At 45.4% G+C, this 23812-nt stretch carries 19 protein-coding genes and 2 pseudogenes; 2 read left to right on the top strand and 19 right to left on the bottom strand.

Translation table 11 applies throughout. The features are described 5' to 3' along the window. Positions 1 to 50 precede the first annotated feature (50 nt). The 4 genes and pseudogenes from GC098_RS36525 to GC098_RS36510 all read right to left on the bottom strand — a co-directional run. Positions 51 to 2573, bottom strand: coding sequence for a glycoside hydrolase family 32 protein (locus GC098_RS36525; RefSeq protein WP_281367175.1), 2523 nt, complete (start codon positions 2571 to 2573; stop codon positions 51 to 53). Positions 2574 to 2760: 187 nt separating this feature from the next. Continuing rightward, positions 2761 to 4095, bottom strand: a complete 1335-nt coding sequence (locus tag GC098_RS36520; protein ID WP_171649235.1) for a glycoside hydrolase family 68 protein — start codon at positions 4093 to 4095, stop codon at positions 2761 to 2763. 58 nt (positions 4096 to 4153) lie between these two features. Continuing rightward, positions 4154 to 5506 (bottom strand): glycoside hydrolase family 68 protein, encoded by a 1353-nt coding sequence (locus GC098_RS36515; protein ID WP_171649234.1) that lies wholly within the window; start codon positions 5504 to 5506, stop codon positions 4154 to 4156. Positions 5507 to 6308: 802 nt separating this feature from the next. Continuing rightward, a pseudogene (locus tag GC098_RS36510) lies at positions 6309 to 6600 on the bottom strand (sigma-70 family RNA polymerase sigma factor); the annotation flags it as partial. A gap of 310 nt (positions 6601 to 6910) precedes the next feature. On the opposite strand from GC098_RS36510, the pseudogene GC098_RS41975 reads away from it, so the two are divergent. Beyond that, a pseudogene (locus GC098_RS41975) lies at positions 6911 to 7021 on the top strand (DedA family protein); the annotation flags it as partial. Here the strand turns inward: GC098_RS41975 and GC098_RS36505 are convergent. From GC098_RS36505 to GC098_RS36435, 15 genes are all read right to left on the bottom strand, one after another. Continuing rightward, entirely contained in the window at positions 6980 to 7396 is a 417-nt protein-coding gene (locus GC098_RS36505) for a histidine kinase dimerization/phospho-acceptor domain-containing protein (RefSeq protein ID WP_312880577.1), read from the bottom strand. The pseudogene GC098_RS41975 and the gene GC098_RS36505 overlap by 42 nt on opposite strands. 206 nt (positions 7397 to 7602) lie before the next feature. Then, positions 7603 to 8583, bottom strand: coding sequence for a metallophosphoesterase family protein (locus GC098_RS36500; RefSeq protein WP_171649233.1), 981 nt, complete (start codon positions 8581 to 8583; stop codon positions 7603 to 7605). Between the two features lie 11 nt (positions 8584 to 8594). Beyond that, positions 8595 to 9854, bottom strand: coding sequence for a Gfo/Idh/MocA family protein (locus GC098_RS36495; protein WP_171649232.1), 1260 nt, complete (start codon positions 9852 to 9854; stop codon positions 8595 to 8597). Between the two features lie 19 nt (positions 9855 to 9873). After that, positions 9874 to 10764, bottom strand: coding sequence for a carbohydrate ABC transporter permease (locus GC098_RS36490; protein ID WP_171649231.1), 891 nt, complete (start codon positions 10762 to 10764; stop codon positions 9874 to 9876). Between the two features lie 18 nt (positions 10765 to 10782). Then, positions 10783 to 11652, bottom strand: coding sequence for an ABC transporter permease (locus GC098_RS36485; protein ID WP_171649268.1), 870 nt, complete (start codon positions 11650 to 11652; stop codon positions 10783 to 10785). A gap of 117 nt (positions 11653 to 11769) precedes the next feature. Then, the gene (locus GC098_RS36480) at positions 11770 to 13473 is read right to left on the bottom strand and encodes an extracellular solute-binding protein (protein WP_171649230.1); all 1704 of its coding nucleotides are present in this window, start codon (positions 13471 to 13473) and stop codon (positions 11770 to 11772) included. Between the two features lie 140 nt (positions 13474 to 13613). Continuing rightward, positions 13614 to 15299 carry a response regulator transcription factor gene (locus tag GC098_RS36475; RefSeq protein ID WP_171649229.1) on the bottom strand — a complete coding sequence of 562 codons (1686 nt, stop codon included), beginning with the start codon at positions 15297 to 15299 and terminating at the stop codon, positions 13614 to 13616. Further along, positions 15292 to 17037, bottom strand: coding sequence for a sensor histidine kinase (locus GC098_RS41395; RefSeq protein ID WP_171649228.1), 1746 nt, complete (start codon positions 17035 to 17037; stop codon positions 15292 to 15294). The genes GC098_RS36475 and GC098_RS41395 overlap by 8 nt, the downstream gene beginning before the upstream one ends. Positions 17038 to 17173: 136 nt before the next feature. After that, positions 17174 to 17563, bottom strand: a complete 390-nt coding sequence (locus tag GC098_RS36465) for a biotin/lipoyl attachment domain-containing protein (RefSeq protein WP_171649227.1) — start codon at positions 17561 to 17563, stop codon at positions 17174 to 17176. An 81-nt stretch (positions 17564 to 17644) separates the two neighbouring features. Further along, on the bottom strand, positions 17645 to 18193 hold the full coding sequence (locus GC098_RS36460) for a peroxiredoxin (RefSeq protein WP_047681044.1): 549 nt from the start codon (positions 18191 to 18193) through the stop codon (positions 17645 to 17647). Between the two features lie 306 nt (positions 18194 to 18499). Then, entirely contained in the window at positions 18500 to 19213 is a 714-nt protein-coding gene (locus GC098_RS36455) for an ABC transporter ATP-binding protein (RefSeq protein ID WP_216625559.1), read from the bottom strand. Next, a complete protein-coding gene (locus GC098_RS36450) occupies positions 19206 to 19988 on the bottom strand; it encodes an ABC transporter ATP-binding protein (RefSeq protein WP_171649225.1) in 783 nt (260 codons plus the stop codon). Before GC098_RS36450 ends, GC098_RS36455 begins: the two co-directional genes overlap by 8 nt. An 18-nt stretch (positions 19989 to 20006) precedes the next feature. Next, the gene (locus GC098_RS36445) at positions 20007 to 21014 is read right to left on the bottom strand and encodes a branched-chain amino acid ABC transporter permease (protein ID WP_171649224.1); all 1008 of its coding nucleotides are present in this window, start codon (positions 21012 to 21014) and stop codon (positions 20007 to 20009) included. A gap of 3 nt (positions 21015 to 21017) precedes the next feature. Beyond that, positions 21018 to 21926, bottom strand: a complete 909-nt coding sequence (locus tag GC098_RS36440) for a branched-chain amino acid ABC transporter permease (protein ID WP_246359160.1) — start codon at positions 21924 to 21926, stop codon at positions 21018 to 21020. An 80-nt stretch (positions 21927 to 22006) separates the two neighbouring features. Then, a complete protein-coding gene (locus GC098_RS36435) occupies positions 22007 to 23164 on the bottom strand; it encodes a branched-chain amino acid ABC transporter substrate-binding protein (protein ID WP_171649222.1) in 1158 nt (385 codons plus the stop codon). Positions 23165 to 23583: 419 nt separating this feature from the next. Here GC098_RS36435 and GC098_RS39680 point away from each other — a divergent pair. Beyond that, positions 23584 to 23812: hypothetical protein (locus GC098_RS39680; RefSeq protein WP_216625554.1), on the top strand; the 229-nt coding region annotated here is incomplete at its 3' end.

The following is a 23812-nucleotide window of genomic DNA, read 5'->3' as shown; positions in this document are numbered from 1 at the left end:
TTCGTAATCGTTCATTTTTTTGGTGCAGTATCCGACTTACTACAATAATTTCAAAAGTTTTTCACACGGAAATCGTCAATGTTAAGATGCCCAAATCCGTCCGTGTTGTTATCAACTACTTTAATATACACCTCTTGCCCTAAGTATTGCGAGGCGTTCCAAATGATCCGGCGATAGCTTTCTGTGTCCTTTCCTGTTTCTTTAAAGATTTCGACACCATCAGAAGCTCTGACCAGTGCCACATATTGTTTTTCGATTTGATTGCCGCCGCCAATCAGGAAGTTAATCATCCCGTTTCCGGATAGAATAAAGTTTTCAGACTTCAATACACCTGTCCTGCCGTCTGTACCTGCCTTATGGCCCCATAAGTGATAGTTACCCGAAAATTGAAAGGGACCTCCCCAGAAATTCCGGTCAGCCGTTACGTCCCGATCTGAGAAGATATCACCGCTGACCACAGTCCAGCCGGTTAAATCTCCCGTTTCAAAATCAGGATTTGTAATCTCACCTTGCGAATTGATTCTCGTCAAGTAAGGAGTCGAATCTGCCCGTACAGGGAGGGTCTCTAGACGGCTCGCTGTGGAAGGTATGCTGGAGAAAGTCACATTTTGGAACAAGAACGTATCGTTCTGCACGAGCAGACCGAATCTCCCGCTTTTATAAGCAGTATCACTGGTTGAGATTACTAAGATCTCATTTATATAAACTTTTATGGTGCTGCCGGAAGTAACGACTTTCATATTATACGATTTTTTAGGCTCAATACGTGTACGATAGCTTGCAATTGTTGCATGATCGGAGCTATTATACAGCCTGACTACATTTGAAGCGGCATCCAGACTAGCCACGTAACCTCTCGATCCGTCTTCATTTGAGTGAAAGACAAGTCCACCCGTACCTGTCGAAGACTCAGAAAGCTTGATATCCGCTTGATAGGTAAAATCTGTTCCGTTATCAGATGCCATAACATTGGACGCTTCCATTCCCCGACCCTGTTTGCCGTCAATCGTATCCACCCATGATCCGCTGGCAGCTGCCCAATTCGCCAGATTTGATTGAAATGGATCTTTTTTCCAAACCTTATCCAGAGAATAAATTTGCAGGGAATCTAGAGAAACTTTGCCGTTAGCAGCATACAGTTCTACTCCCACGCTGGAAGCATCGGGGAAGATTTGGTCAGTGATGACTTTCTCTCCGTCATTGCCGAAAACTTCTGCAGAAGATCTGTCAACAAATATGTGCATCTTTACCTTTTGATTTTGCACAGTGAGTGGAGCGGCATGTACCTTAGCAAATTGATCATTAAAGTTAGAAGAGCCCGATTGGCTGCGGTCCACAAATAATGATGACTTTTTTCTGTTATATCCGACTATGGTCTGTTCGTGTTCCCCCTTACGAACTTTAAAGCCAAATTCATCGGCTGTGGTATTCGAATTCACTTGAAACTCAGCAACGATTTCAAGCGTATCCCCGGATACGTCCGTAAGAGTCTTGTTGCCCGGAAGAATCTCTTGATTATATACGCTTTTGACTGATTTACGAAGCTGTTCCAACTGAGATACGGGCTTTTGAACCAAACGGATACCCTCGGGGAGTGTTTTTAATTCTAATTTTCTGACGGTGGAATAAGCACTTCTCCATGTTGATGTAGGCGTATCATTCGCATATTGCCAATTGCTCATCCAGCCGAGCCAGAGCCTGTTATCGTTATTGTTTGGGGCGTCACTCCATGTAACGCCTGCATAAAAGTCAGCACCGTAGTCCGCCCATAACACGGACGATGCGGGATTGTCATTCGTAAATTTTGTTCCGTCGAAATCGCCCACGAAATACTGCATACCTGAACCGCCAGCCACTGCGCCATTATTGATGCTAACGGTCAAAACCCATTTTTTCCGGTTCGAATCCCCGTCTACAGGCAACGCAAATAAATCGGGACATTCCCAGACGCCATCGGCAGCACCATTCGGTTTGCCAAATTCACTCACATAATTCCATTCTTTCAAGTTAGGCGATGTATAGAGCATCGCTTTTTGTCCAGCTGCCAGAATCATTACCCATGTTTTGGTTCCATCATACCAAAAAACTTTAGGATCCCGCCAATCAGCAGATGGCGTATTCGCCATGATGGGATTTCCTTTGTACATCTCCCACGTTCTTCCTTTATCGTTGCTGTAAGCAAGGCTCTGTACCTGCTTGTCTTTTGCATGCGTAAAAATAGCGATAAGCGGAGGATTTTGAGGATCTGTCCCCAAACCGCTTGTATTGTTCCAATCCACAACTGCACTGCCGGAAAAAACATAGCCATTTTCATCCGGTTTCAAAGCGATCGGCAGGTGTTCCCAATGAACCAGATCCCTGCTTACCGCATGTCCCCAGTTCATTGGACCCCAATGTGTGCTGTTTGGATGATATTGATAAAATAAATGATATTCTCCTTCGTAATAAACCATCCCGTTGGGATCATTCATCCAGTTCGCTTCCTGTGAGAAATGATATTGAGGACGATAGGGTTCGTTATAATAAGAGTTTTGGGCATGTACCAAAGATGTATTCCGAATAGGTAATATCATTGACAGAGATGTGAAAACCATTATGAACAATAGTATAAGCAAAATCATTTTTTTGGGCACATCTATAACCCCTTCCATAAAATCTTTCGTGTAGGGAATCGTGGAAAAAGTGATAAAGAAGGCTACTGACATCTAAGTCAATAGCCTTCCAATTGGATTCGTTTTTATTTGACCGTTCCCGGTCGTTTTACTTGATCCAGCCCTGAGGCAGTATCTTCTCTATTTCCGTATGATCGCCTTTAATGGACAGCTTTACCGTCGGTGCCAAAGTTCCGCCGAAGTGTTTAAACTGCCATTCCGGAGGCTGGTTGCCGATTTCGCCAACCGACATGCCGTTCAGATCGCCGAATTGCGCAAAGCTGACTACATTCAATTTCGGCGTCACCAGCCAGGAATACGCCTGGTACGGATTATTAGTAGGATTGGCCAGTACGAGGCCGCTTCCGTTCAGCGGCTTGTAACCGCCGATCAGCGTATCGGAAACGAAGCCGTACATGCCTTCCGGTCCATGAAGCCCTTCTGCGTATTTACTGACATGGGTGTCGGTAAACAGATAATATTTCTTATCTTTGACCACAATGTGCGGACGCTCCAGCTCTTCGTTCACAAAGTTCGCCTCGATGACCGGAGGAAGCAGCTTGAACGTCGACAAATCGCTGCTCACCTCGGCGATGCCGATGTTGCCGTTTTGATGTACGGCGCTTGGCGGTACGGGATTCTGCTGCAGATACTGGGCGCTTCCTGCATATTCAGGCTTGAACTGGCGATCCCCGACGGCGCCGCCGGACATGCCTTCGAACAGCAGGTATTCTTTACCCGTTTTCGGATCTTTGAACCACATCGGATCGCGGAACGCGTAACCTCCGGCTTCGCCATGATTCGCTTGATCCAACGTTTCGTAGTATTTCCCGTCCGGTTCCAAAATAACGCGGTGCGGACCCCAATTTTCGAAATGGACGCCGTTGCTGTCCGCAACGATTTTGCCGGTTGCGGTGGCAATGCGCTGTTCGTAAGTCAGATGGTCCTCGGTTTGACGGCCGGTTGCAGTGTAAAAGGCGTGAATCTCATCGCCGTCCAGCATAGCGGAGCCTGCCCATTGACGTTGGCCGATCGCTGTTCCTTCCGGGAAAAACTCGCCGCCAAAGGTCCAATCTTGACCGTTTTTCGAGTAGAAATAACGGATGGTGGCGACATCGTGCACTTTACCCGGAAGCAAATTGTTCGGGGCGGAAAGACAGAAGATCACTTTCCAGCCTTTGTACGTAGCAATGTTCCCGTCGCGGTCCAGAAGCGGCCAGGTGTCCCACATGTGATAGCCTGGTGCCATCTTAGGCAGCTTGCTGACGTCGAAGTAAGGAATGGTGTTGCTGTTATTCAGTTCGATTTTCGATACATCTTCCCGCGTCCAATTCACGGTCTGGGGCCCGCCTTGGGCAAATACCGGCAATGCAGCAAAGCTGGAAGCAACGATGGTCGTCGCCAAAGCGAGGATCGTTACAGCTTTCTTGTTTTTACGGATCATTTTAATGCTCCTCTCGTTTCTTTAATTTCGGTTAACGTTGCTTGATGAAGATGATCGATTACCGATTTGCACCGAAAGGCTTGATTTCTCCCGGCTTGCCTTCTCCAGTAATTTCCGACTTGTCGCCATTCAGGGAGATCTTCAGTGTCGGTGCGAAGGTGCCACCGAATTTCACTTGGCCGTTTGCATCACGTGGTTCGTTGATGAAGCTGATTACCTGCTGGTTCGGAAGCACCAACCAAGAATACGCTTGATACGGATTGCTGGCCGGGTTACCGATGACCAGACCGCTGCCGTTCATCGGCTTGTAGTCGGCACGGATTCCGCCTTTGCCGTAGAAGCCGTATACGCCGTCCGGACCGGTCAATCCAGTTGCGTAAGTGAAGGTGTGGCTAATAGTGAACAGGTAATACTCATCGCCTTTCACAACAACGTGAGGTCTCTCCAATTGTTGGTTGGCTCCAATCGAATCGAGCAGCGGCGGCAGAAGCTTCAATTTGGTCACATCGTGGTCAAGCACTTCCGCAATGCCGATCATGCCTGTATACTTCTCCGCGCCTGCCGGTAAGGAATGGGTTCTGCGGTACACTTCGTCTCCGATATTTTCCGGTGTCAACGGATAGTTGGTGCCGGCCTGGCCTTCAAAAATAAGGTATTCTTTGCCAGTGTTAGGGTCATGGAAGAAGAACGGATCGCGGAACGCGGTGATGCTGTTGCCATTAAAGTTTTGAATGGTTTCGTATAATTTGCCGTCCGCTTGAAGAATGATCTTGTGTTCGCCTTCATTGGTCAGATTCACGCCGTCTTTGCCAGCGTTGATGTCGAACGTTGTCGTAGCGATGCGCTGCTCGGCTCTTTGAAGCCAGTTTTCGTCGCTCCACTCTTTACCGCCGTTAGCGTTCATATCGGTTACTGCCGTATAGAACAGGTGCACTTTGCCTTTCTCGTCCAGCATCGCTGTTCCGGCCCATTGATGGTGGCCAAGTGCTTTATCAGTGTTATAAGGAACGCCTGCGTAAGTCCAATCTTTACCGTTTTTCGAATAGAACATGCCGATTCTTGCGTGTGTATGGCGATCTCCCCAACTGTAAGTGCGCGGAGCAACCAAGGCAAATGCGATTCTGTATCCATTTACGATGGCGAGGGAACCGTCTCTGTTTTCAAGCGGCCATGTGTCCCAAACCCACTGGTCCGGTGCGACCAAATTAAAGTTTGTATCGATCTTCGGAGCCGTGTTTTGTTGCGTGAGTGCGACTTTCTCGGCTTGTTGACGCGACCAGATGGATGTGAAATCGTCCGGAACGGTAGGGCTTGCCTCCTTCGCCGAAACGGAGCTAGCCACCAGACTGCTTGCAAGAATCGTTGCGGTTAAAACCAGTTTTCCAAATTTGGGCAGAAATCTTCTTTTCATTTCTTTTCCTCCTCGATTGGTTGCCAAACGGCTTTTGTTGTTGTAAACAAACCTTTAACTTCGAGACACCCCCTCAGCAAAGCGGAACAAAAAAAGACCTAAAACGTTCAAGAATAACGCACCCTAACGGTGCAGTTCATTCTTAAAACATTTTAGGTCTTGCCTGCTAAACAGTAACAATCCCGCCGTATTTTGTTTGCTCCCTCATTCTAGCCCGTTCCAAAATATATATCAATAGTAATATAATCCTATAATTCCAAGGATTGAAATGGGAGTTTTGACCCGGACATAAAAACCGGAAGCTTAAAAAATCCAGCATTTAAATCCATTGGCACCTTGAATTCGGGCTTTTACCGTAAGGTTGTCTACTATAGCGACAAAGCGTAATTTCAAATCTAGACCGGGGTGATAGAAAATTTTCACGACGTTTAATATACAGTCAAATGTCCAAAATCCAGCCGCTACATAGGCAAGATAAAAATACTGAAATATTCCAACTAATACACATGCTGGAATGAGCGATATTCGGCCTTGACAAGTGACGCAGCCAAGGGAATTACGATTTGCAGGATGATGGTTGTAAGCTCCAATATTTATCCAAAATATATAAAAATAATGTAAATCGCGCTGGTACTACCCCAAGCAGGAGGTTAGCTTCTTAAATATGTCTTCTCCATAGCATTATCTCTAACCTTCCAGTACCCATCATGCTCGAGATTCAGTAACTCCAAAAAGATCCCTAAGAGTCCAATAACACATAAAAACCCGCCTCAAATGGCAGGTTCATGCTCAACTTATCCCTTTACCGCTTCGCCTTATAAAACTCATGATAAAGCTTCATCAGCGCCCTTTTCTCAATCCTCGACACATACGACCGCGAAATACCCAGCTCCTTCGCAATCTCTCTCTGCGTCCGCTCTTCCCCACCTAATTCCAACCCAAACCGCCCCACAACAACTTCCTTCTCCCGATCATCCAATATCTCCAAGAATTTAGTTCTCGATGCAGCTAGCCGCGAATGTGGCTAGCTTCGTCCCCTTATTTGGCGAGAATGACTCTATCGCCGTGATCAGCCCAATGATTCCTACATTAATTCTGTTTTAACCAAACCATCTCTAACTAAATGTCTGCGTGAATCCTTGTGATAAATCTATACGCATTTAGCGCCCAAAGACTGGTTGTGTCCCGGTCCCTGTTCTATCTTCTTTTTGTGCCCCATACTCGGAATTATGCTGCACCTAATTTGTATGCGATTCAACCGTTTCTATCGTAGCTAATAACCTACAGATTTAGTGGGTCTTATTCTGAATTTATTCTTATAAAAAAATTCAGAATAAGCTTGATTTTTTCCTAAGATTTTATAGGTATCATAGAAGATGTTAAACAAAGAAGGAGTGAATGATTATGAGCTTCGATACGCTGCTGCACATGATTCAATATTTTGGCTATGCGGCATTATTTTTTGCCCTGTGGCTAGGCATTGCGGGTATGCCGATCCCCGATGAAGTCGTAATTTTCTTCGCATTCGATGAACGGATCTCCGGACTCCGTCTCAATCAAAATCTGTACATTGTTCATTGTCGCAAGCGGATAGAGAAAAGACGCAACCTGCCTGATCACAAATCCTAAATTTTTCTTCTCGAATTTCACGGTTTGCGGCTTTGCAACGGTCAAAAATTGATTGGTAACCCGTTCCATATGTTCAATTTCGTAAGACATGATTTCCAAGTATCGGCAGCTGTCTTTTTCGGTTGTTCGGGACTTCAGCAAGCTGAGGAACCCTTTGAGTGTAGTAAGCGGGTTGCGAATTTCGTGGGCAACCCCTGCTGCGAAAAATACTTTCTCGACAGTCTGATTTTCCCAATGGAATCGACTCTCAGGCTTCGAAATTAGTGCTTCTATTGGAAAAAATCCAATGAAATTGACTTTTAAGCTGCAAATTCCCTACTTTCATTGGATTAATCCAATGGAAGTAGCAGGCAGACTGCAATAATTCACTAAATGGGAGCTGAATTTTCCAAATATGACTTTTGGGACATCCCCTTGATTCCAGACCTGATATCCCCTCGTTTTCAACCGTGACAGCAGAAGAGCACTCACTCCACTTTCCTACCTTCCGGCCGATGCTCCGGCTGCTCTACAACGACGGTTCCGTCATTCTGGCGAATCCATGTATCGAACCGGCGCTCCCCTTCCTTCAGTCGAATGACTCTCGCTCCTGTAGGCAGCAGGTCGTGACGCACACCATCTACGTAACTTACATATCTCGTCGAACGTCCGTAGCAAAGACGAATACCATGTAGCGTTCCCCAAAAATCGTTGCCATGGTCATGACCAACAAACGTCCCCATTACATCGCCCATCTCCACCATTGCCGCAAACATACCTGAATTAATTGCAGGAGTAGAACAGCAAGAGTCATACCGATGCCCATAGCATACGTGGAAATCCCATACGTCATTGTACTCTGGTAGTGGAATGTGGAAGAAGGCAAGTGCTGGCAGCGGTTGATCATCGATTCGCCTTGTCAGCTCTCGCGACTTGCCCACATACCAATCGATTTGATCTCTGCGAATCCAGTCATATCCGCCTACCCGATCACCAATTGATGAGTAGTCGCCGCTATCCACAAAATATAGCGCCGCAGCCGTGTCTTCGTTCTTGCCTGCCACAGTGACGACAAAGTTCCCAGCCCCGTTAACGCCTTCTGGATCCGGTTCCGCTACACAATATTCATGCTGCAATTGCAGCTCATGCATCGTTTTCCTCGGCACTTCACCCTCCGAGTCGTGATTGCCGAACACAGCCGCCCATGGAATGCAGCTCATCTCTGCTACATCAACGGCTTGGCGGAACGATTGAATCGGATCTCTCGCCCGGTTACTTGCAATTACATCACCGGCGAACACAATGAGATCGGGCTTCTCGGCTTCGATGATTCGTTCCATAAGCGCTCTTGTCTCTGAATCATACTTCGGTGTTTCCGGGTCATAATCAAATTCATCGAGAAATTCCACATCGGAAAATTGTACGATGACAAACGTACCATCGTCTCGAAATTTTAGTCGTTTTTTCATAACTCCACCGCCTATGCTCCCTCGAATGTAAATTCTCTCATATTGACTACTCTTCGATCCAGCCTTGACCGCTCCGCAGCAAATGCCATCAGGTGGCTCTGCACCGAATGAGCTGCAGAAGTTAACCCATTTCCTTGCCCGCCCTGCTGAACGAGCTTAACAAAATCACGGATCAGGCCGAAGTCACCGCCTCCGTGACCAATATGCCCTCCAGGTGTTTCAAGTGAGATTTGCTTTGTCGTACCTGTTTCAAAATCAATGACTTCAATCTCATTTTTTTCCATGGCAGCGCGAATTTCGCCTTTTGTTCCCATCAGCTTGAGGGTTCGACTGCAGTCATTCGTAAATGCGCTCATCGTAAAAGCAGCCGTCACTCCATTAGCAAACTCCATATTGACGACTTGATGGTCAACTACATCATTGTCGCAATGGTACACGCATTTCCCGTATGGCCCCTCTTGCAGCGCTTTCGTTCGGGCTTCCAAGCTAAGATCATCACTGATCGCTGAAGTAGGCCAGTGTATATTATCCGTAAGATACACTTTAGGCGCATAGTATGGACATGTATCCGAGACTGGGCATCCGTCCAAGCATCGCTGCGGTGCTCCCTTCGGGGCATTTTCCATTTTAAAGTGAGACAACGATCCGAAAGATGATACATGGGTGCAATCTGCCCCTGCTAACCAAAGAATAATATCCAGGTCATGACAGGATTTGGCCAAAATCATCGGACTCGATTCGGCGGCTTTGCGCCAATTGCCTCTGACAAAGCTGTGCGCCTGATGCCAATAAGCCACATTCTCATTATGTTGAATGGACATAAGCTGCCCAATCGCTCCCTCGTTCAACAACGTTTTGATTGTTCCGAAGAAATCCGTATAGCGAAGAACATGACAAATTGAAAATACTCGCCCATATTGTTCCGAACGCTCACCCATACGGATACATTCCAGCGGATCGGGGGACATCGGTTTTTCGAGTAGTACGTGATATCCCGCTTCCAATGCTTTCATCGTCGGTTCATAGTGCATGTTGTCCTGCGTACAAATAAGCACGGCATCCGCCAATTTAGGTCTGGCCAATAAATCCTCCCAGCTCTCAAAACACATCTCATCAGACAATCCGTGCAGCGATTTAAACTTTTGGCTTCTCTGCTGGTTCGGTTCTGCAACGGCAACTACCTGCAGCTCATCCGGATGTTCAAGCGCATATCCCGTATAATTGACTCCTCTTTGTCCAGCTCCGATTAATGCAATTGTAATTTTCCCCATTGTCTATCCCGCCTTATTTTTATTCCTTCACACTGCCTACTGTCATACCTTTGATAAAAAATCTTTGTACGAACGGGTAAACCATGAGAATCGGCAGCGCACCCATGAAAATCTGCGCAGTTCGGAGCGTTTTCTCGCTGAGATTCTCCAGCTGTTTGAGCTGATCGACATTAACGGACTGCATTTGTGCATTCATGGCTGTTATTAAGGTGGAAAGATATGTTTGCAGCGGATATTTGTCCGGCGAGTTCATATAGAGAATGCCATCAAACCATGAATTCCAGTGCCCTATAATGGTAAAAAGCCCAATGGTTGCGATCGCCGGCAACGATACAGGCAAATATATTTTCCACAGCAAAGTCCAATGATTGGCTCCGTCGATCGTAGCCGCCTCTTCCATTTCTTTCGGAATGCCTCGGAAGAAGTTCAGCATCATAATCATATTCCATACATTCAGTGCTCCAGGCAAAATAAGCGCCCAAATCGTATTAATCAGCCCGGTCGATTTCACGATCATATACGTCGGAATAAGTCCTCCGCCCAAAAAAATCGTAATCGCAAAAAACCACACATAGACAGTTCGGGAGCGAAACTGCTCCGTTTCTTTGGCAAGCGGATAAGCAGTAATGAAAATTAGAAACATGTTGATTGCCGTTCCGAGCACGACCCTCTCCAGCGAAACACGAAGAGACCTAATAAATTCCACCTTATGTCCGAGATAAACGTAAGCATCGAGTGTAAATCCGATCGGCAGCAGCTTAACTTCGCCAGCCATCGCCGCCGTATTGGAACTTAACGATACGGCCAAAAGGTGAATGAACGGCACGATCCCTATAATTGTTATGAATGTCAGTACCAAAGCATTCATCACGACGAAAAGCTTTCTGCTTAGCGATGGTTTATAAACCATATGAAATCCCCCAGCCATCTAAAATATTCGGTAATTGCTGAATTTGTACGCAAGGTAGTACGATAACGATACCAAACCGACAGAAATGCCTGACTTAAACAACCCCACTGCCGCTGCAGGCGCAAACTGTTGACTGAATAGGCCTAGCCTGTAAGTGAACGTGTCAATAATATCAGCACCCTGATAAACGGTTGGATTATACATGATCAAGATTTGATCAAACCCTGCGTTCAATACATTACCCAGACTTAAAGTGCTCATTAAAATAATGATGGGCATCATGCCCGGCAATGTGATATGGATCATTTGTTTCCATTTGCCAGCGCCATCTACTTCTGCAGCCTCGTAAAGACTTGCATTGATGCCTGTGATGGCAGCCAGAAAAATGATCATATTGTAGCCCATACCTTTCCAAACATCTGAGCCGACCATGATGGCTCGAAACCAATTGTTGCTGCCCATGAACATAATCGGTTCCAGACCAAAGCTTGAAATGATGTCGTTAACCGGGCCCCTCAATGAAAATAACTCAAGAATGACCCCGCCCAGTACGGTCCACGCGAGAAAAAACGGTAAAAAAATGCTTGTTTGGATCATTCGCTGAAACCACTTCTTTGTAATCTCATTCAGTAGAAGCGCCAATACGAGCGGAACGAGTAAGGAAAAGGCAATTTTTAAAGATGAAATGAGTATCGTATTCCACATGACCTGATGAAAGTCCGGCAGATTGAATACATATTTAAAGTTTTTGAACCCGACCCATTTCGATTTAAAAAAACCAAGCACCGGTTCAAATTTTTGAAAAGCCATCACGACTCCCAGTATAGGGCCGTAAGCATATACAAGTGTCACCAACACGCCAGGCAGCAGCATCAGATGCAGCGGCATTTCTGTTTTTATTCTCAACTGTGAAGCCTCCAATCGCACACAAATTCAAACGTCCCATTTTAAAAAAATGGGGGAGAGATTGTAACAAACTCTCTCTCCCCCGTTCTATGGTTCACCTTATTTTACGGCATTCTTCGTGTACCACTCGTTTACTTCCTTCGTAATATCGTCTCCGCCAAGCTTCTTCCAGCTCTCTACGTATTTGTCGAATTCGCTTATAGGTGCACCCATAATGATTTTTGTATACGTTTCGTCGAGAAGTTTATCAAGCTGCGCTCCCTTTTCTACCTGTGTTTCCGTCGGAACACCGTAGAACTCGTTGAAGAACACTTGCTTGCTGTCACGAATTTGGCGCGTTATGCCCCAACCGCCATTTTTGTCTGCACGGCTGTAGTATTGACCCCAATTTGAACCTTTGGTTGCGTTCTTCGTATCGCCTGCAAGGAACTCCTTAGTTGCCTTAAACACGTCCGCGACATTTTTATAATTATCATCATCAAGCGTAATCGCCTCTTGCTTCGCATCCAAGGCCTTGTTAACCTCTGTGTAAATGGTTTCAATTTGAGCAGGGTTGTAGATTCTAGGCACGAACCAATTGTAAACATACCCGTTTTCCGCTTTGTTTTTCTCCAGATACTGTTTTTTGCCCATTTCGAGGTAGAAGTTAATCATCTTAATCGCAGCTTCCGGATTTTTCGCTTTTTTGTTAACAGCAATAATGTGACTCATCCGCACTTTGCCTACCATCGATTTCCCTGGCTGACCATCCAGCGATGGAATTTGATAAGCTTCCCACTCTGCATTTGGATCCTTATCCTTGTTAATATTGAGCGGCCAGTTCGGGTACCACCATTCACCGTACGAAATACCGACCCTGCCGGCAACAATATCTTCCACAACCTTGTTCTCGTCTTTCAGCGCAAATTCCTTATCAATAAGCCCTTTTTGATACCAAGACTGCAGCTTAGCCAAGGCATTTTTCGTTTCAGGCTGGATTTCACCTGCTGCAAGCTTGCCGTCTTTTCCTTTGAGCCAAGATTTTGGAGCCGTACCATAGCCGTTGAAAACACCCCTCGCATCAAATCCCCAACCAATGAGGGCTTTCTGCATCGCAATGCCATATCGATCATTTTTACCGGTTTTGCCAGGGTCATTTTTGACAAAGGCATCCGCTATTTTTTCCAAATCGTCAATGGTTTTCGGAGGCTGCAGATTAAGGTTGTTCAGCCAATCCTTCCGAATCCACAATAGCTGTGTCGATAAATACGGATCCTCGAAACCAGGAATACCCAACAGTTTGCCATCGGTTGTTGTGGTCTTCATAGCAAACCCGCCATCCACCTGCATATAATTCTTTAAAGCGGGAGATGCATATTTACTATAAGCATCCGTCAGATCTGCAAGCATGCCCTGACTTTTCAATTTCTCAAATTGCAGCGCATCCAAATCCAAGATGTCAGGCAAATCTGCGGAAGCAACAGCAAGAGAAAACTTTTGCTCGTATTGTTCTGTCGGTACGCTCCACAAGTATTTCAGATCAATATTCAGCATTTCTTTCAAATCTTTCAGATAGGCATTCTGATCGGGTGTAATTCCCTTTGGCGTTTTCGGGTCTTCTGGAGGACGGAAACCTAGCACTTCGGTAACGGTGACCGGTTGAGCGTATTTCCCCAATGGATCTACGGTTTCGTTTTTTTGGGTATTGGAAGTTTGCTGCGGCGCACTCGTAGAGCTTGAAGCGCTTTCATTATTGCTGCAAGCCGCTAACGATGCAACCATCAGTGTAGTCATGAGAACAGAACTGACATGCTTTCTTTTCATGTTTTACCCCCCATATTTTCGCAAATTGAGAACTAGCGTTGTTAACGAACTATGGTAAAGGCTCGAGCTTTACACTATTTATTGTAATGCTGGGGGACGAATATTCGCTATAATAAACTATTTACATCGTTCTGTTTTGTTTACTTCCTCGTTTTATGAATGATAGTATCCCTAAATTCCTGTGGTGACACCTCTTTCATTTTCCGAAAAAATGCCGTGAAGTAGGAAGGAGATTCAAATCCCAATTTCAAAGCAATTTCATTGATTTTCACCTGCATGTCCTCTAGCATGCTCACCGCTGCTTCCGCTTTGGCTGAATTGATGTAGTCGGAAAGATTGCGCCCTGTTAGCTGCTTATAAAAACGTGAAAGATACGAAGGATTAAAATAAACCACTTCAGCGATTCTCGCAAGAGAAAGATCTCCACCCAAGTTTTCGTTTATGAACCTATGAATTCGCTCAACTAACAAATTTTCACCCTTGTCAACTTGCTCTTTCTTCTCCATGCATATCTGTTTGCCAAGCTCTATATAAAAGGCTTCCGTTGTTAGCCAATCACCGGGAATGTCCATCATGGCAAAATTTTCGAAATGCCTATGATCCTTGATTCTTTCCGTAATATTTTGCCCATTGATATAGGCTAAGAAGACAAGTACGAACATATAGTACCTTTCAAGTCCGACAAGATAATTTTGACCCATATCCACTTTCAAACTGCTGATCAGATCCCTACAAACGATTTCTGCTTGCTGCTCGTCCCCTTCATCCAGCCTTTTTTCAAGCAATCGCAGTTTTTTGTTGAATTCATCCGAGTAAGCGGAAACCTTCGCCGGTTCCAATTTGAAAAACCCGTTCGTCATACCGAGGTCCATAATCGTCATTTTGAGCCCAGCTGCGGATCTTTTCCTAATCATTGCTTTCATAAGTTCAAATTCCTTATGAATGCTGTCCCATTCGACTGCTCCCCTTGAAATGATGAAAGAAACGTCTAATTGAAGCAGATCGCGGCACGCATTTTGAACCGATTCAAGTACTCCTTTTAAATAGGTGACTAGGCCTCCCCAATCGATCGCATCGTCTTCACTTCGAAACCTGTCCGTATCCGAACCCAGCTGAATGAACCAAACAATGGTCGAATTTTCATACACAATATCTTCGTTTATCATCGAGGTGGGCAAGTATTGCTCAACTAAGTTCCTGATGGAATAAAGCGCGTTTCGTTTATTGGCGTACGTCATTCCTTCCGGCCAACAGTCCATTTTGCCAACAAGGATCAATACAGGGGCATCCCCCTTCAGCTTTAAATCTTGTCCCGCAAATAGGTCTTCGGATAAAAGATCGTCTACATTTTCGCCTAAAAGTAAAGCCTCGAACATTTCCTTATTCAATAGTGGTGCCATGACCAGCATTTGCTTCCGGGCCTTATCAACAAGATCATTGTTCGTGAGCTCATCCTCTATTTTCTTTAACGCATTAGTAACCGCACCGATGACAACCTTATCTTCTTCGGTTTTCAGAATATAGCTTTCCACATTTTTTTGAATAGCTGTGTACACATAATCAAATTCGTTGTGCCCCGTCAAAAAAATAATTTTGCAGGAAGGCCAATAAAATAATATCTCATCCATTAACTGCAAACCGTTTTTCTCCGGCATGCGAATATCGCTGAGAACCACATCAATCTTCGTTTTTTTGATAATTTCAATAGCCTCAAACGCTGAGTACGCCTTACATACGTCGAGATCGAGCTCCTCCCTTTCCTGAAACATCTGTACAAGTCCTTCGACAATTGCCGGCTCGTCGTCAACAATTAAAAGTCTATGCATCGCTGCCGCCCCCATAATTGAATTGAATGATGATTTCTGTTTTAAGTCCTCCATATTCACTTCGGGATACAAATAGCCCGCTCTCCTCGCCATACTTCAGTCGGATTCGATTACAAACATTAATGATGCCTGTCTTTTCAAGCACATTGAAGGAATTGGCGAGTCTCTCTTCGAGGGCATGAATGAACTCATCCGTGATTTTATTTCCATCATCTTCCACGCATATGCACAATCTATCATTCTCACACGTAACTGTCATATGGATACTGCCGCCTTTGCGTTCGTTCTCAAAAGCATGATCAAATGTGTTTTCGATTATGGGCTGCAGGATCAGGCGCGGCACCATGAGATGCTTGCACGCATCGGGAATCTCATCCGCTATGACTTGAATCCGATTGGAGAACCTAATACATTGGATTTCCACATAATCCATGGCATGTCGATATTCCTTCGCAAACGGTACTTCATCCTCTCCGCTTCTTGTAACAAACTGATAATAGCTACCCAGCTTCTGAGCAAATGTGGCAACCATTTCGTAATCTTTAGCCTTACACATCATGTAAATATTGAAAAATCCATTGTATAGAAAATGAGGATTGATCTGCGACTGCAGCTGCTTTAATTCGGAATGCTGCAGCGCTATTTTTTGTTCATAATTTTGTTGAATCGATTGCTTAAGCTTGTCTATCATCTTATCAAAGCTTCTATATAGGTAACCGAACTCAATGTCATTTTTCGGCCTTATCGAAATGTTCAGGTTATCCGTTTCCAGCGTTTTAAAAGCCGCAATCAACTCTTTCAGTGGATTGTGAATCATCAGTTTGACTGAAAATGAAAAAACAAGAATGATTGCCATCGAGACCAAAGACATAATGATTAGCCATACATTGAATTTCTTGAGAGACCCTGTAAGTTCATTTTGGTTTACATAGGAGAAAAGGGTTAATCCGAGCGTACTTATTCGGTTGTAAGTGACCCAGTAACTTTGATCTCCGACTTTAAGGACATGACTATCCAAAGTTTTGTTATTCTGCTCTTTTGAAACGATGTTGTATATACTTTTTACAATGGCATCTTCATGCTTAGGTGAGATATCAAAACTAAACGTTTCATTCGTGAGAACAGCACCAGCATCGCCATAATTTCCTACCAGTTGGTTCAGTGTCTTTTCCAATTTTTTTACGGATAGCTCCAAATAGACGATTACACTGGAATTGTTTGCAAACTCGATAAAAAACAATCTGCCATTGCTGTAGTATAAGGATGGTTTGGGCGAGTAATTAAAGAACTTTTCAATCACCTCATACTCCTGATTCGGCAGCTCAGTAATTCCGCTTTGCGTAGAGATCGTTCTTCCAAATGATTTCAAATATACCCCGGTATTGAGCAAATACTCACTGGAGTTCTGTATGGTGGCCAATCTTTCCTTTACTCTTTTTACGAGTTGGATTTCTTCGTAGTCGTCGAGTGTGCCTGATAAAAAGTTTAGCTTCTGAAGATCGGAATCGTTGATAACCTGCAGCTGCTGGTTTCGGATGAATGAAATTTGATCATCTAACTGGTTCGAGTAAAATTGTACTTTGGACTGGATTGAATTCGAAAATTCCTGTTTGATAAAGGATTGCCCCATCATATTCATCAACAGGTTTACTAGATAGACAGGAATAATCAATGCGGTAAAAACGATAATGACTTTTTGAAAAACGTACAATTTGGGCAGCTTTGATGGTTTTTTCACATTTCCTCCCTGTTGGACCGTTCATAGTTCAATCACCTCCCATCATACCAAAAAATTTTGTGAAAGCGTCTAGCTTTTCACCTGATTGAAAAAAGGACGTAAGAACTCACTTCAGTGAGGCTTACGTCCTTCTTTTTCAGTCTTCCAGCGAAAAATCCCGTAAATATGTTTCCTCTTCCCATAGCTGCGCCAGCTCAGATTCTTGACTCCACTGAATCGTAAATAGCCAGCCCTTGTCATAGGGGGATTCGTGAATCAGCATTACCGCTCTTTCCAGCAGCCGATTGACTGATGTTATTTGGCCGGATAAAGGGGCTAGCAGATCGTGTTCGTCATCCGCCGCAGTCTCAACAGAACCAATGAATTCCCCTTTTCTTACATGAGTATCCTGATCTGGGAGCTCGATAAAAACAAGCATTCCCAGCTCGCTGATCCCGTACTCCGTTAACCCGACAACAGCTTTTTCCCCGTCGAGCCTGATCCAGTAGTGATCTCTTGTATATTTCAAATTCGTCGGAACCGTCATGTCCGCTCTCCTTCATGAAGAAAAGCTCCCCTGCTCGCATTCGCATGCCAACCAGAGGAGCTTCTCTATGTATTCAAAAGCTTATTTTACAACCAGGTTTTTGTCGCCTGGTTTCCAGTTCATTGGGCACAATCCGCCGGATTGAAGCGCTTGAAGCACACGAAGTGTTTCTTCTACGCTGCGGCCTACGTCGTTGTGGTTAACAACTTCGTATTTCAATTCGCCTTCTGGATCGATGATGAACAGACCGCGAAGCGCGATACCTTCTTCTTCGATCAGAACGCCGTAGTCACGTGCTACAGATTTCGTGATGTCAGCAGCAAGTGGGAATTCCAATTTGCCAAGACCATTATCGTTGATTGGAGTATTGATCCAAGCTTTGTGCGTGTGAATACTGTCGATGGAAACACCAAGAATCTCAGTGTCCAATTCTTTGAATTGAGCAGCAGCATGACTAAGTGCTGTGATTTCTGTTGGACAAACGAATGTGAAGTCCAATGGGTAGAAGAATAATACTAACCATTTTCCTTTGTAATCAGACAAAGAAACTTTACCAAATTCTTTACCGTCACCTGTAGCGGTCTCCATTGTAAAATCTGGAGCTTGTTTACCAACTAAACGCTCTGCCATGGATATGATTCCTCCTCAAATCTATCTTATTCGTATAAAATGGTAACATCCGACTAGATGAAAGTCAATAATTAGATCAGATACTATATAATAATTATTATAATATATGGAGACCTGATGAACATGAGCGAATTCGCTTATCTATGTACGCTTTTGGAAGCCCCGCTCCCCTTAATTGAGGCTAAAAACATCAGTTTACGAGCAGTAGGGGCTGTCCCAAATGTCATAGATAGATGACTTTTGGGACAGCCCCTGCTAATAGTTAAAATAACTGTTCCTATGAACAGACTCTTCCAAATGATTGGTTTAATGTGCGCCGAGGTAGGCTTTGACGATGTTGTCGTTGCTGCGAAGTGCTTCCGAGCTTTCTTCCATTGTAATGTTACCTGTTTCCAAGACATAACCCCGGTGGGCTAGTTTGAGTGCAGCCTTGGCATTCTGCTCTACCAGCAAGATCGTTGTTTTGTTCTGTTCGTTAATGTTTTTAATGATCTTCATGATTTCAATGACGATAATGGGAGCTAGCCCCATGGACGGCTCGTCGAGCATTAGCAGCTTCGGCTCGGCCATCAGCGCCCTACCGATCGCAAGCATCTGCTGCTCGCCTCCGCTTAACGTACCCGCCATTTGCTTGTGACGCTCTGCTAATCGAGGGAACATGTCGAAAACCATGGCGATTTTTTGCGCCGTCTTAGATTTGGCGCCTTTTTTGGTAAACGCGCCGAGCTCCAAGTTTTCTGTCACCGTCAGCGCGGCAAAAACGCGTCTGCCTTCCGGAACATGGATCAAACCTTTTTCCACGATGGCATGCGCATCGGTCGTCGTGATGTTCTCGCCACCAAATGACACCGAGCCTTCCGAAGGACGGATAAGACCGGAAATCGTTTTTAGGATCGTGCTCTTACCGGCTCCGTTAGCGCCGAGCAGAGCAACAATTTCACCTTGTTTCACGGTAAGGGATACGCCCTTAACCGCCTGAATTTTGCCGTAGTACGTCTTCAGCCCGTTCACTTCAAGCAGATTCATCCGCTTCATCCTCCTTTCCGAGATAGGCTTCGATAACGAGCGGGTTATTTAATACCTCATCCGGCGTTCCTTCCGCGAGCTTTTGTCCATAGTTAAGAACGAGAACCCGCTCGGACACTTTATTGATAAGCCCCATATCGTGCTCGATCAGCACCACAGAAATCTTGTAAGTTCGGCGTATTCGACCGATTAGATCGATCAAATCCTGCTTCTCGGTAAAGTTGAAGCCTGCTGCCGGTTCATCCAGGAATAGGACTTTCGGCTGAATAGCTAGCGCCCGGGCAATTTCCAAATATCGCTGCGCCCCGTATGGTAAGTTTTTGGCTCGGCGGTTTCTGTACTTGTCAATACCAACAAACCGGATGCATTCTTCCGCGACACTCAGGATCGTCTCTTCTTCCAGCCGCTGCGCTTTCGTATGAAACAAGGCGCCAAAGAGGCCCTGCTTCGTTCGAGAATGCATCCCGGCCATGACGTTCTCGAGAACCGTCAAATTCGGGAATACCCTGAGGTTTTGGAACGTTCGCGCCATGCCTTGCGCTGTAATCTGATGCGGCTGCTTTCCGACTATATTCGTCCCGTTAAATATAATTTCCCCGCGCGTCGGCCGGTAAAAGCCAGAGAGCATGTTGAACAGCGACGTTTTACCTGCACCGTTCGGTCCGATTACGCTCATCACGGTTTCATGAGGAATGTCGAAACTCAAATTGTTCACGGCTGTCAATCCGCCGAACTGCAGATGCAAATTTTTGACTTGGATAATCGGCATAAAGGGTTTCACCTCCGGTTACTCTTCAGTATCTTCTTTGTCGGGGACGAGCCCTTTAGGACGGAAAATCATTAAAATTACAAGCGCGACGCCGAATACTAGATAACGGTAACGATCGACGCCGATGTTCAAATGAACGACTTTGTCGAAATCCCGAAGTAATTCCGGTATGACGATAACAAGAACGGCTCCGATAATAACACCTGATACTCGGCCAACTCCGCCGAGAATGACGGCGAGCAAAATCATCGTCGATTGCATGAAGCTGAAGCTTTCCGGCGCGATCGCCGTCATCTTGACAGCAAAGATGGAACCGGCAAGGCCACCGAGCATGGCGCCCATCGAGTAAGCCGCAAGTTTCGATCGCGTGCGGTTGATACCCATTGCTTCCGCTGCATCTTCGTCTTCACGGATATAAGCCCAGGAACGACCGATTCGTGAATTTTTTAACCGCAAGGATACGAAGATGACGATCAGCATTAGCGCGAGGATTGCCCAGAACGAATAGCTTAAATTGTTGATCGTAACGCCACCAATCCGCACCGGAGCCGGAAACGGACTCATAATGCCGTAGATACCAGAGGCGCTTCCTGTAAAATCGAGATTTTTGGCAGAGATGCGGACAATTTCGCCGAACCCTAGTGTAACGATGGCCAAATAGTCGCTGCGCAAACGAAGCGTCGGAGCTCCAACGAGAATGCCGGCTAAGGCCGCCAAAGCGCCACCGATCAGCATCGTAGGCCAGAAATTCATATGAAACTGGGTCATCAGTATGCCTGTTGTGTACGCTCCTACTGCGAAGAAGGCGGAGTACCCGAGATCGAGCAGTCCAGCGTAACCGACGACGATATTCAGCCCGAGTCCAAGACAAATGTAAAACACGGCCAGAAACCCAACGTCAAGCCAGTAGTTGCCTGCGTAGAACGGAAATAACGCCGCGGCAACGAGTAGAATCCCAAGCAGTAGGGGCTTGCGCTTCTCCAGTAATTTCGGTTTGGCAACGGTATGGTGTATCGTTTTCTCCATCATCTACATCCTTTCCGTCACTTTTTTTCCAAGCATGCCGGTTGGTTTCAAGACTAGCAATAAAATGAGAATAATAAAGGCAAATACGTCCTTCCACTCGCTTCCGAGCGCATATGTCCCGAATGTTTCCAGAAGTCCAAGTACAAGACCGCCTAGCATAGCACCCGGAATGCTGCCGATTCCGCCGATAACCGCTGCAGTAAACGCTTTCAGTCCAAAAATGAAACCCATCATAAAGGTGATGGTGCCGTAATACGTTGCATTCATCATGCCTGCTGAGGCTGCGAGAGATGAGCCTACAAAGAACGTAAGCGCAATTACTCGTCTCACATTGATGCCCATCAAGCTGCACGCCGTCTGGTCAAGGGCGATTGCCCGCATCGCCTTCCCATAAATGGTTTTGTGGATAAACAGCTGCAGTCCAACCATGAGTAGGACCGAGATGGTGATGATCCCGATTTGCGTATAGGTGATTTGCGCACCCAACAATTGAAAACCTGCCGTCGGGAGCGTAATCGGCATAATGTGCGGCTTGGAGCCGAATGCTGCCATCACGCCGTTTTCAAGAACAAGCGACATGCCTACCGCGGTAATAAGAATGGACAGCTTCGGTGCCTTCAATAGAGGTCGGTAAGCAATACGCTCAATACCCATCCCGAGAAATCCGGTTACAATCATTGAAATGACAAAGGCAGCCACTAATCCTAGTACGCTTCCTCCCACTCCGGTAAGCTTCGCAAGCACGGTATAGCCAACGAAAGCGCCAGCCATGAACACGTCGCCATGGGCAAAGTTCAGCAATTTGATAATGCCGTAAACCATGGAATAGCCCAGAGCTATTAAAGAGTAGAACGAGCCGATGATGAGCGCGTTGATCAACTGTTGAATAAACAAGTCAGTCGTTATTTGCAAGGCGGGCACTCCTATTCCTGTTAGAGTGGCGTACGGCGCCATCTGGCACCGCACCACTCCAAAATTGTTTGAAATCTCTATTATTCGGCTTTCAAAAAGCTGCCGTTCTTGATTTGCAACATTACGAAGTTTGATTTTTTCAGCGTACCGTTGTCGTTAAAGGCTGTTTGATCGGAATTCAGAGTCTTAAGTTCCGTTTTCTTCAATGCAGCTGCGATTGCGGCTTTATCCGTAGAACCCGCACGTTTGATCGCATCCGCCATAATGTTCATACCGTCATATTCAAGCGCGGAGTAAGGACCTGGCTCCTGGTTGAATTTCGCTTTGTATTCTTCCGTAAACTTCTTCGCTTCTGGCAGCAAATCTGCCGTTGGCGGCGTTGTGATGAAAGCTCCTTCAACCGCGCCTTTGCCGGCAATCTCGACGATTGTTTTGTCGTTGGCTCCGTCACCTATGCCGATAATTCCGCTAACACCCTGCTGCTTGAACTGTTTGATAAACAATCCGCCTGCTTTATAGTAAGCAGTCCAGTACGTTGCATCCGGCTGAGCTTGCTTCAGCTTGGAAACAAGCGGGGAAAAGTCCGTTTCATCCGGATTGATCGCGTCATAGACGACAACTTGTCCGCCTGCAGCGGTAACGGCCGCTTTCGTACGTTCAGCTAAATCTTTCGCATAACCGGAATTATCGTGAATGATGGCGATTTTTTTCGCGTTTTTCTTTTTCATCATGTAATCGGTTGCAATCTCAGCTTGGTGAAGAGTCGTACCGTTGATCATGAATATTTCCGGGAACTTCTGGTCGGAGATTTTCATCGAGTTCGCAGCAGTAATGACCATCGGAATTCCGCTTTGATGGTAAACGCCTGTTGCCGGAATCGTAGCCCCGGAGCAATAACCGCCTACAATTGCGGTAACACCTTGAGACACCAGTTTGTTTGCTGCCGCCGTCGCGGTTTGTGGATCACAAGCGTCATCTTCAGCAGTCAGTTTGATCTTTTTGCCGTTGATACCGCCTGTCCCATTGATTTTCTCTACAGCGAGTTCAGCGGCTTGTTTCATATCTTGTCCCATTTTCGCTTCGTTACCGCTTAGTGGAAGCTGCAGTCCGATCAAAATGTCGCCATCGGCAGCTTTACCGCTGGAGGTCGTCGAAGTCGTTCCTTGTCCGCAAGCACTCAAAATCATCAAACTTGTGATAGCGCTTACAACAAACATGCTTTTAATTCGGTTATTCATAGTAGACCCCCTAGTTGTGTGTTCGATGTTCATTCTATACACAAAATAGAAAAAAGTGTACAAGAAATATTTTACATTTGTGTTTATTGTGTATATTATCTAATTGTTCATTGTTGTATATGAACAATTTTACACATTTCTTCCATACTGTAGAAGCGCAGCACTCCTTTCTCGAAGTGTCGGCGCCTACAGCGAAGCTTCATATTATAAAATGAACGGCTTACTGATCGAATAATTATGCACTTCCTCCACTACTCTATCTCACTTAGCCTAGCAAAAATCCGCAACTAACTATCCTATCTAAAATAAGCTTTATCGCCTCCCCCTAACCCCAAAAAGTATTATTTCATGAAAAAGAGGTTGTCCCAATAGTAGTTGAACCTACTAGACAATTTCCCTTTTAAGTGTCATTTGGCCTTATGGAACAACATTCTAATCGGTATCCAGAAAGAAATTATGCTTCTATTGGATTTTTCCAATGGAATCAACTATCTTGCCTCGAAAATCGTACTTTTATTGGAATAAATCCAATAGAATTGAGTTCCGGGCTGTCAAATCTTTACTTCTATTGGAAAAATCCAATGGAAGTAGCTTCAGGCTTTGAAATTCACAAAGTAGGCGCTGAATATTCCAAATATGATATTGGAA

The sequence above is a fragment of the Paenibacillus phytorum genome (assembly GCF_013141715.1).
GTDB lineage: Bacteria > Bacillota > Bacilli > Paenibacillales > NBRC-103111 > Paenibacillus_E > Paenibacillus_E phytorum.
Note: the sequence above shows the minus strand (reverse complement) of the source record. Positions and strands in the feature narration are given on the sequence as shown.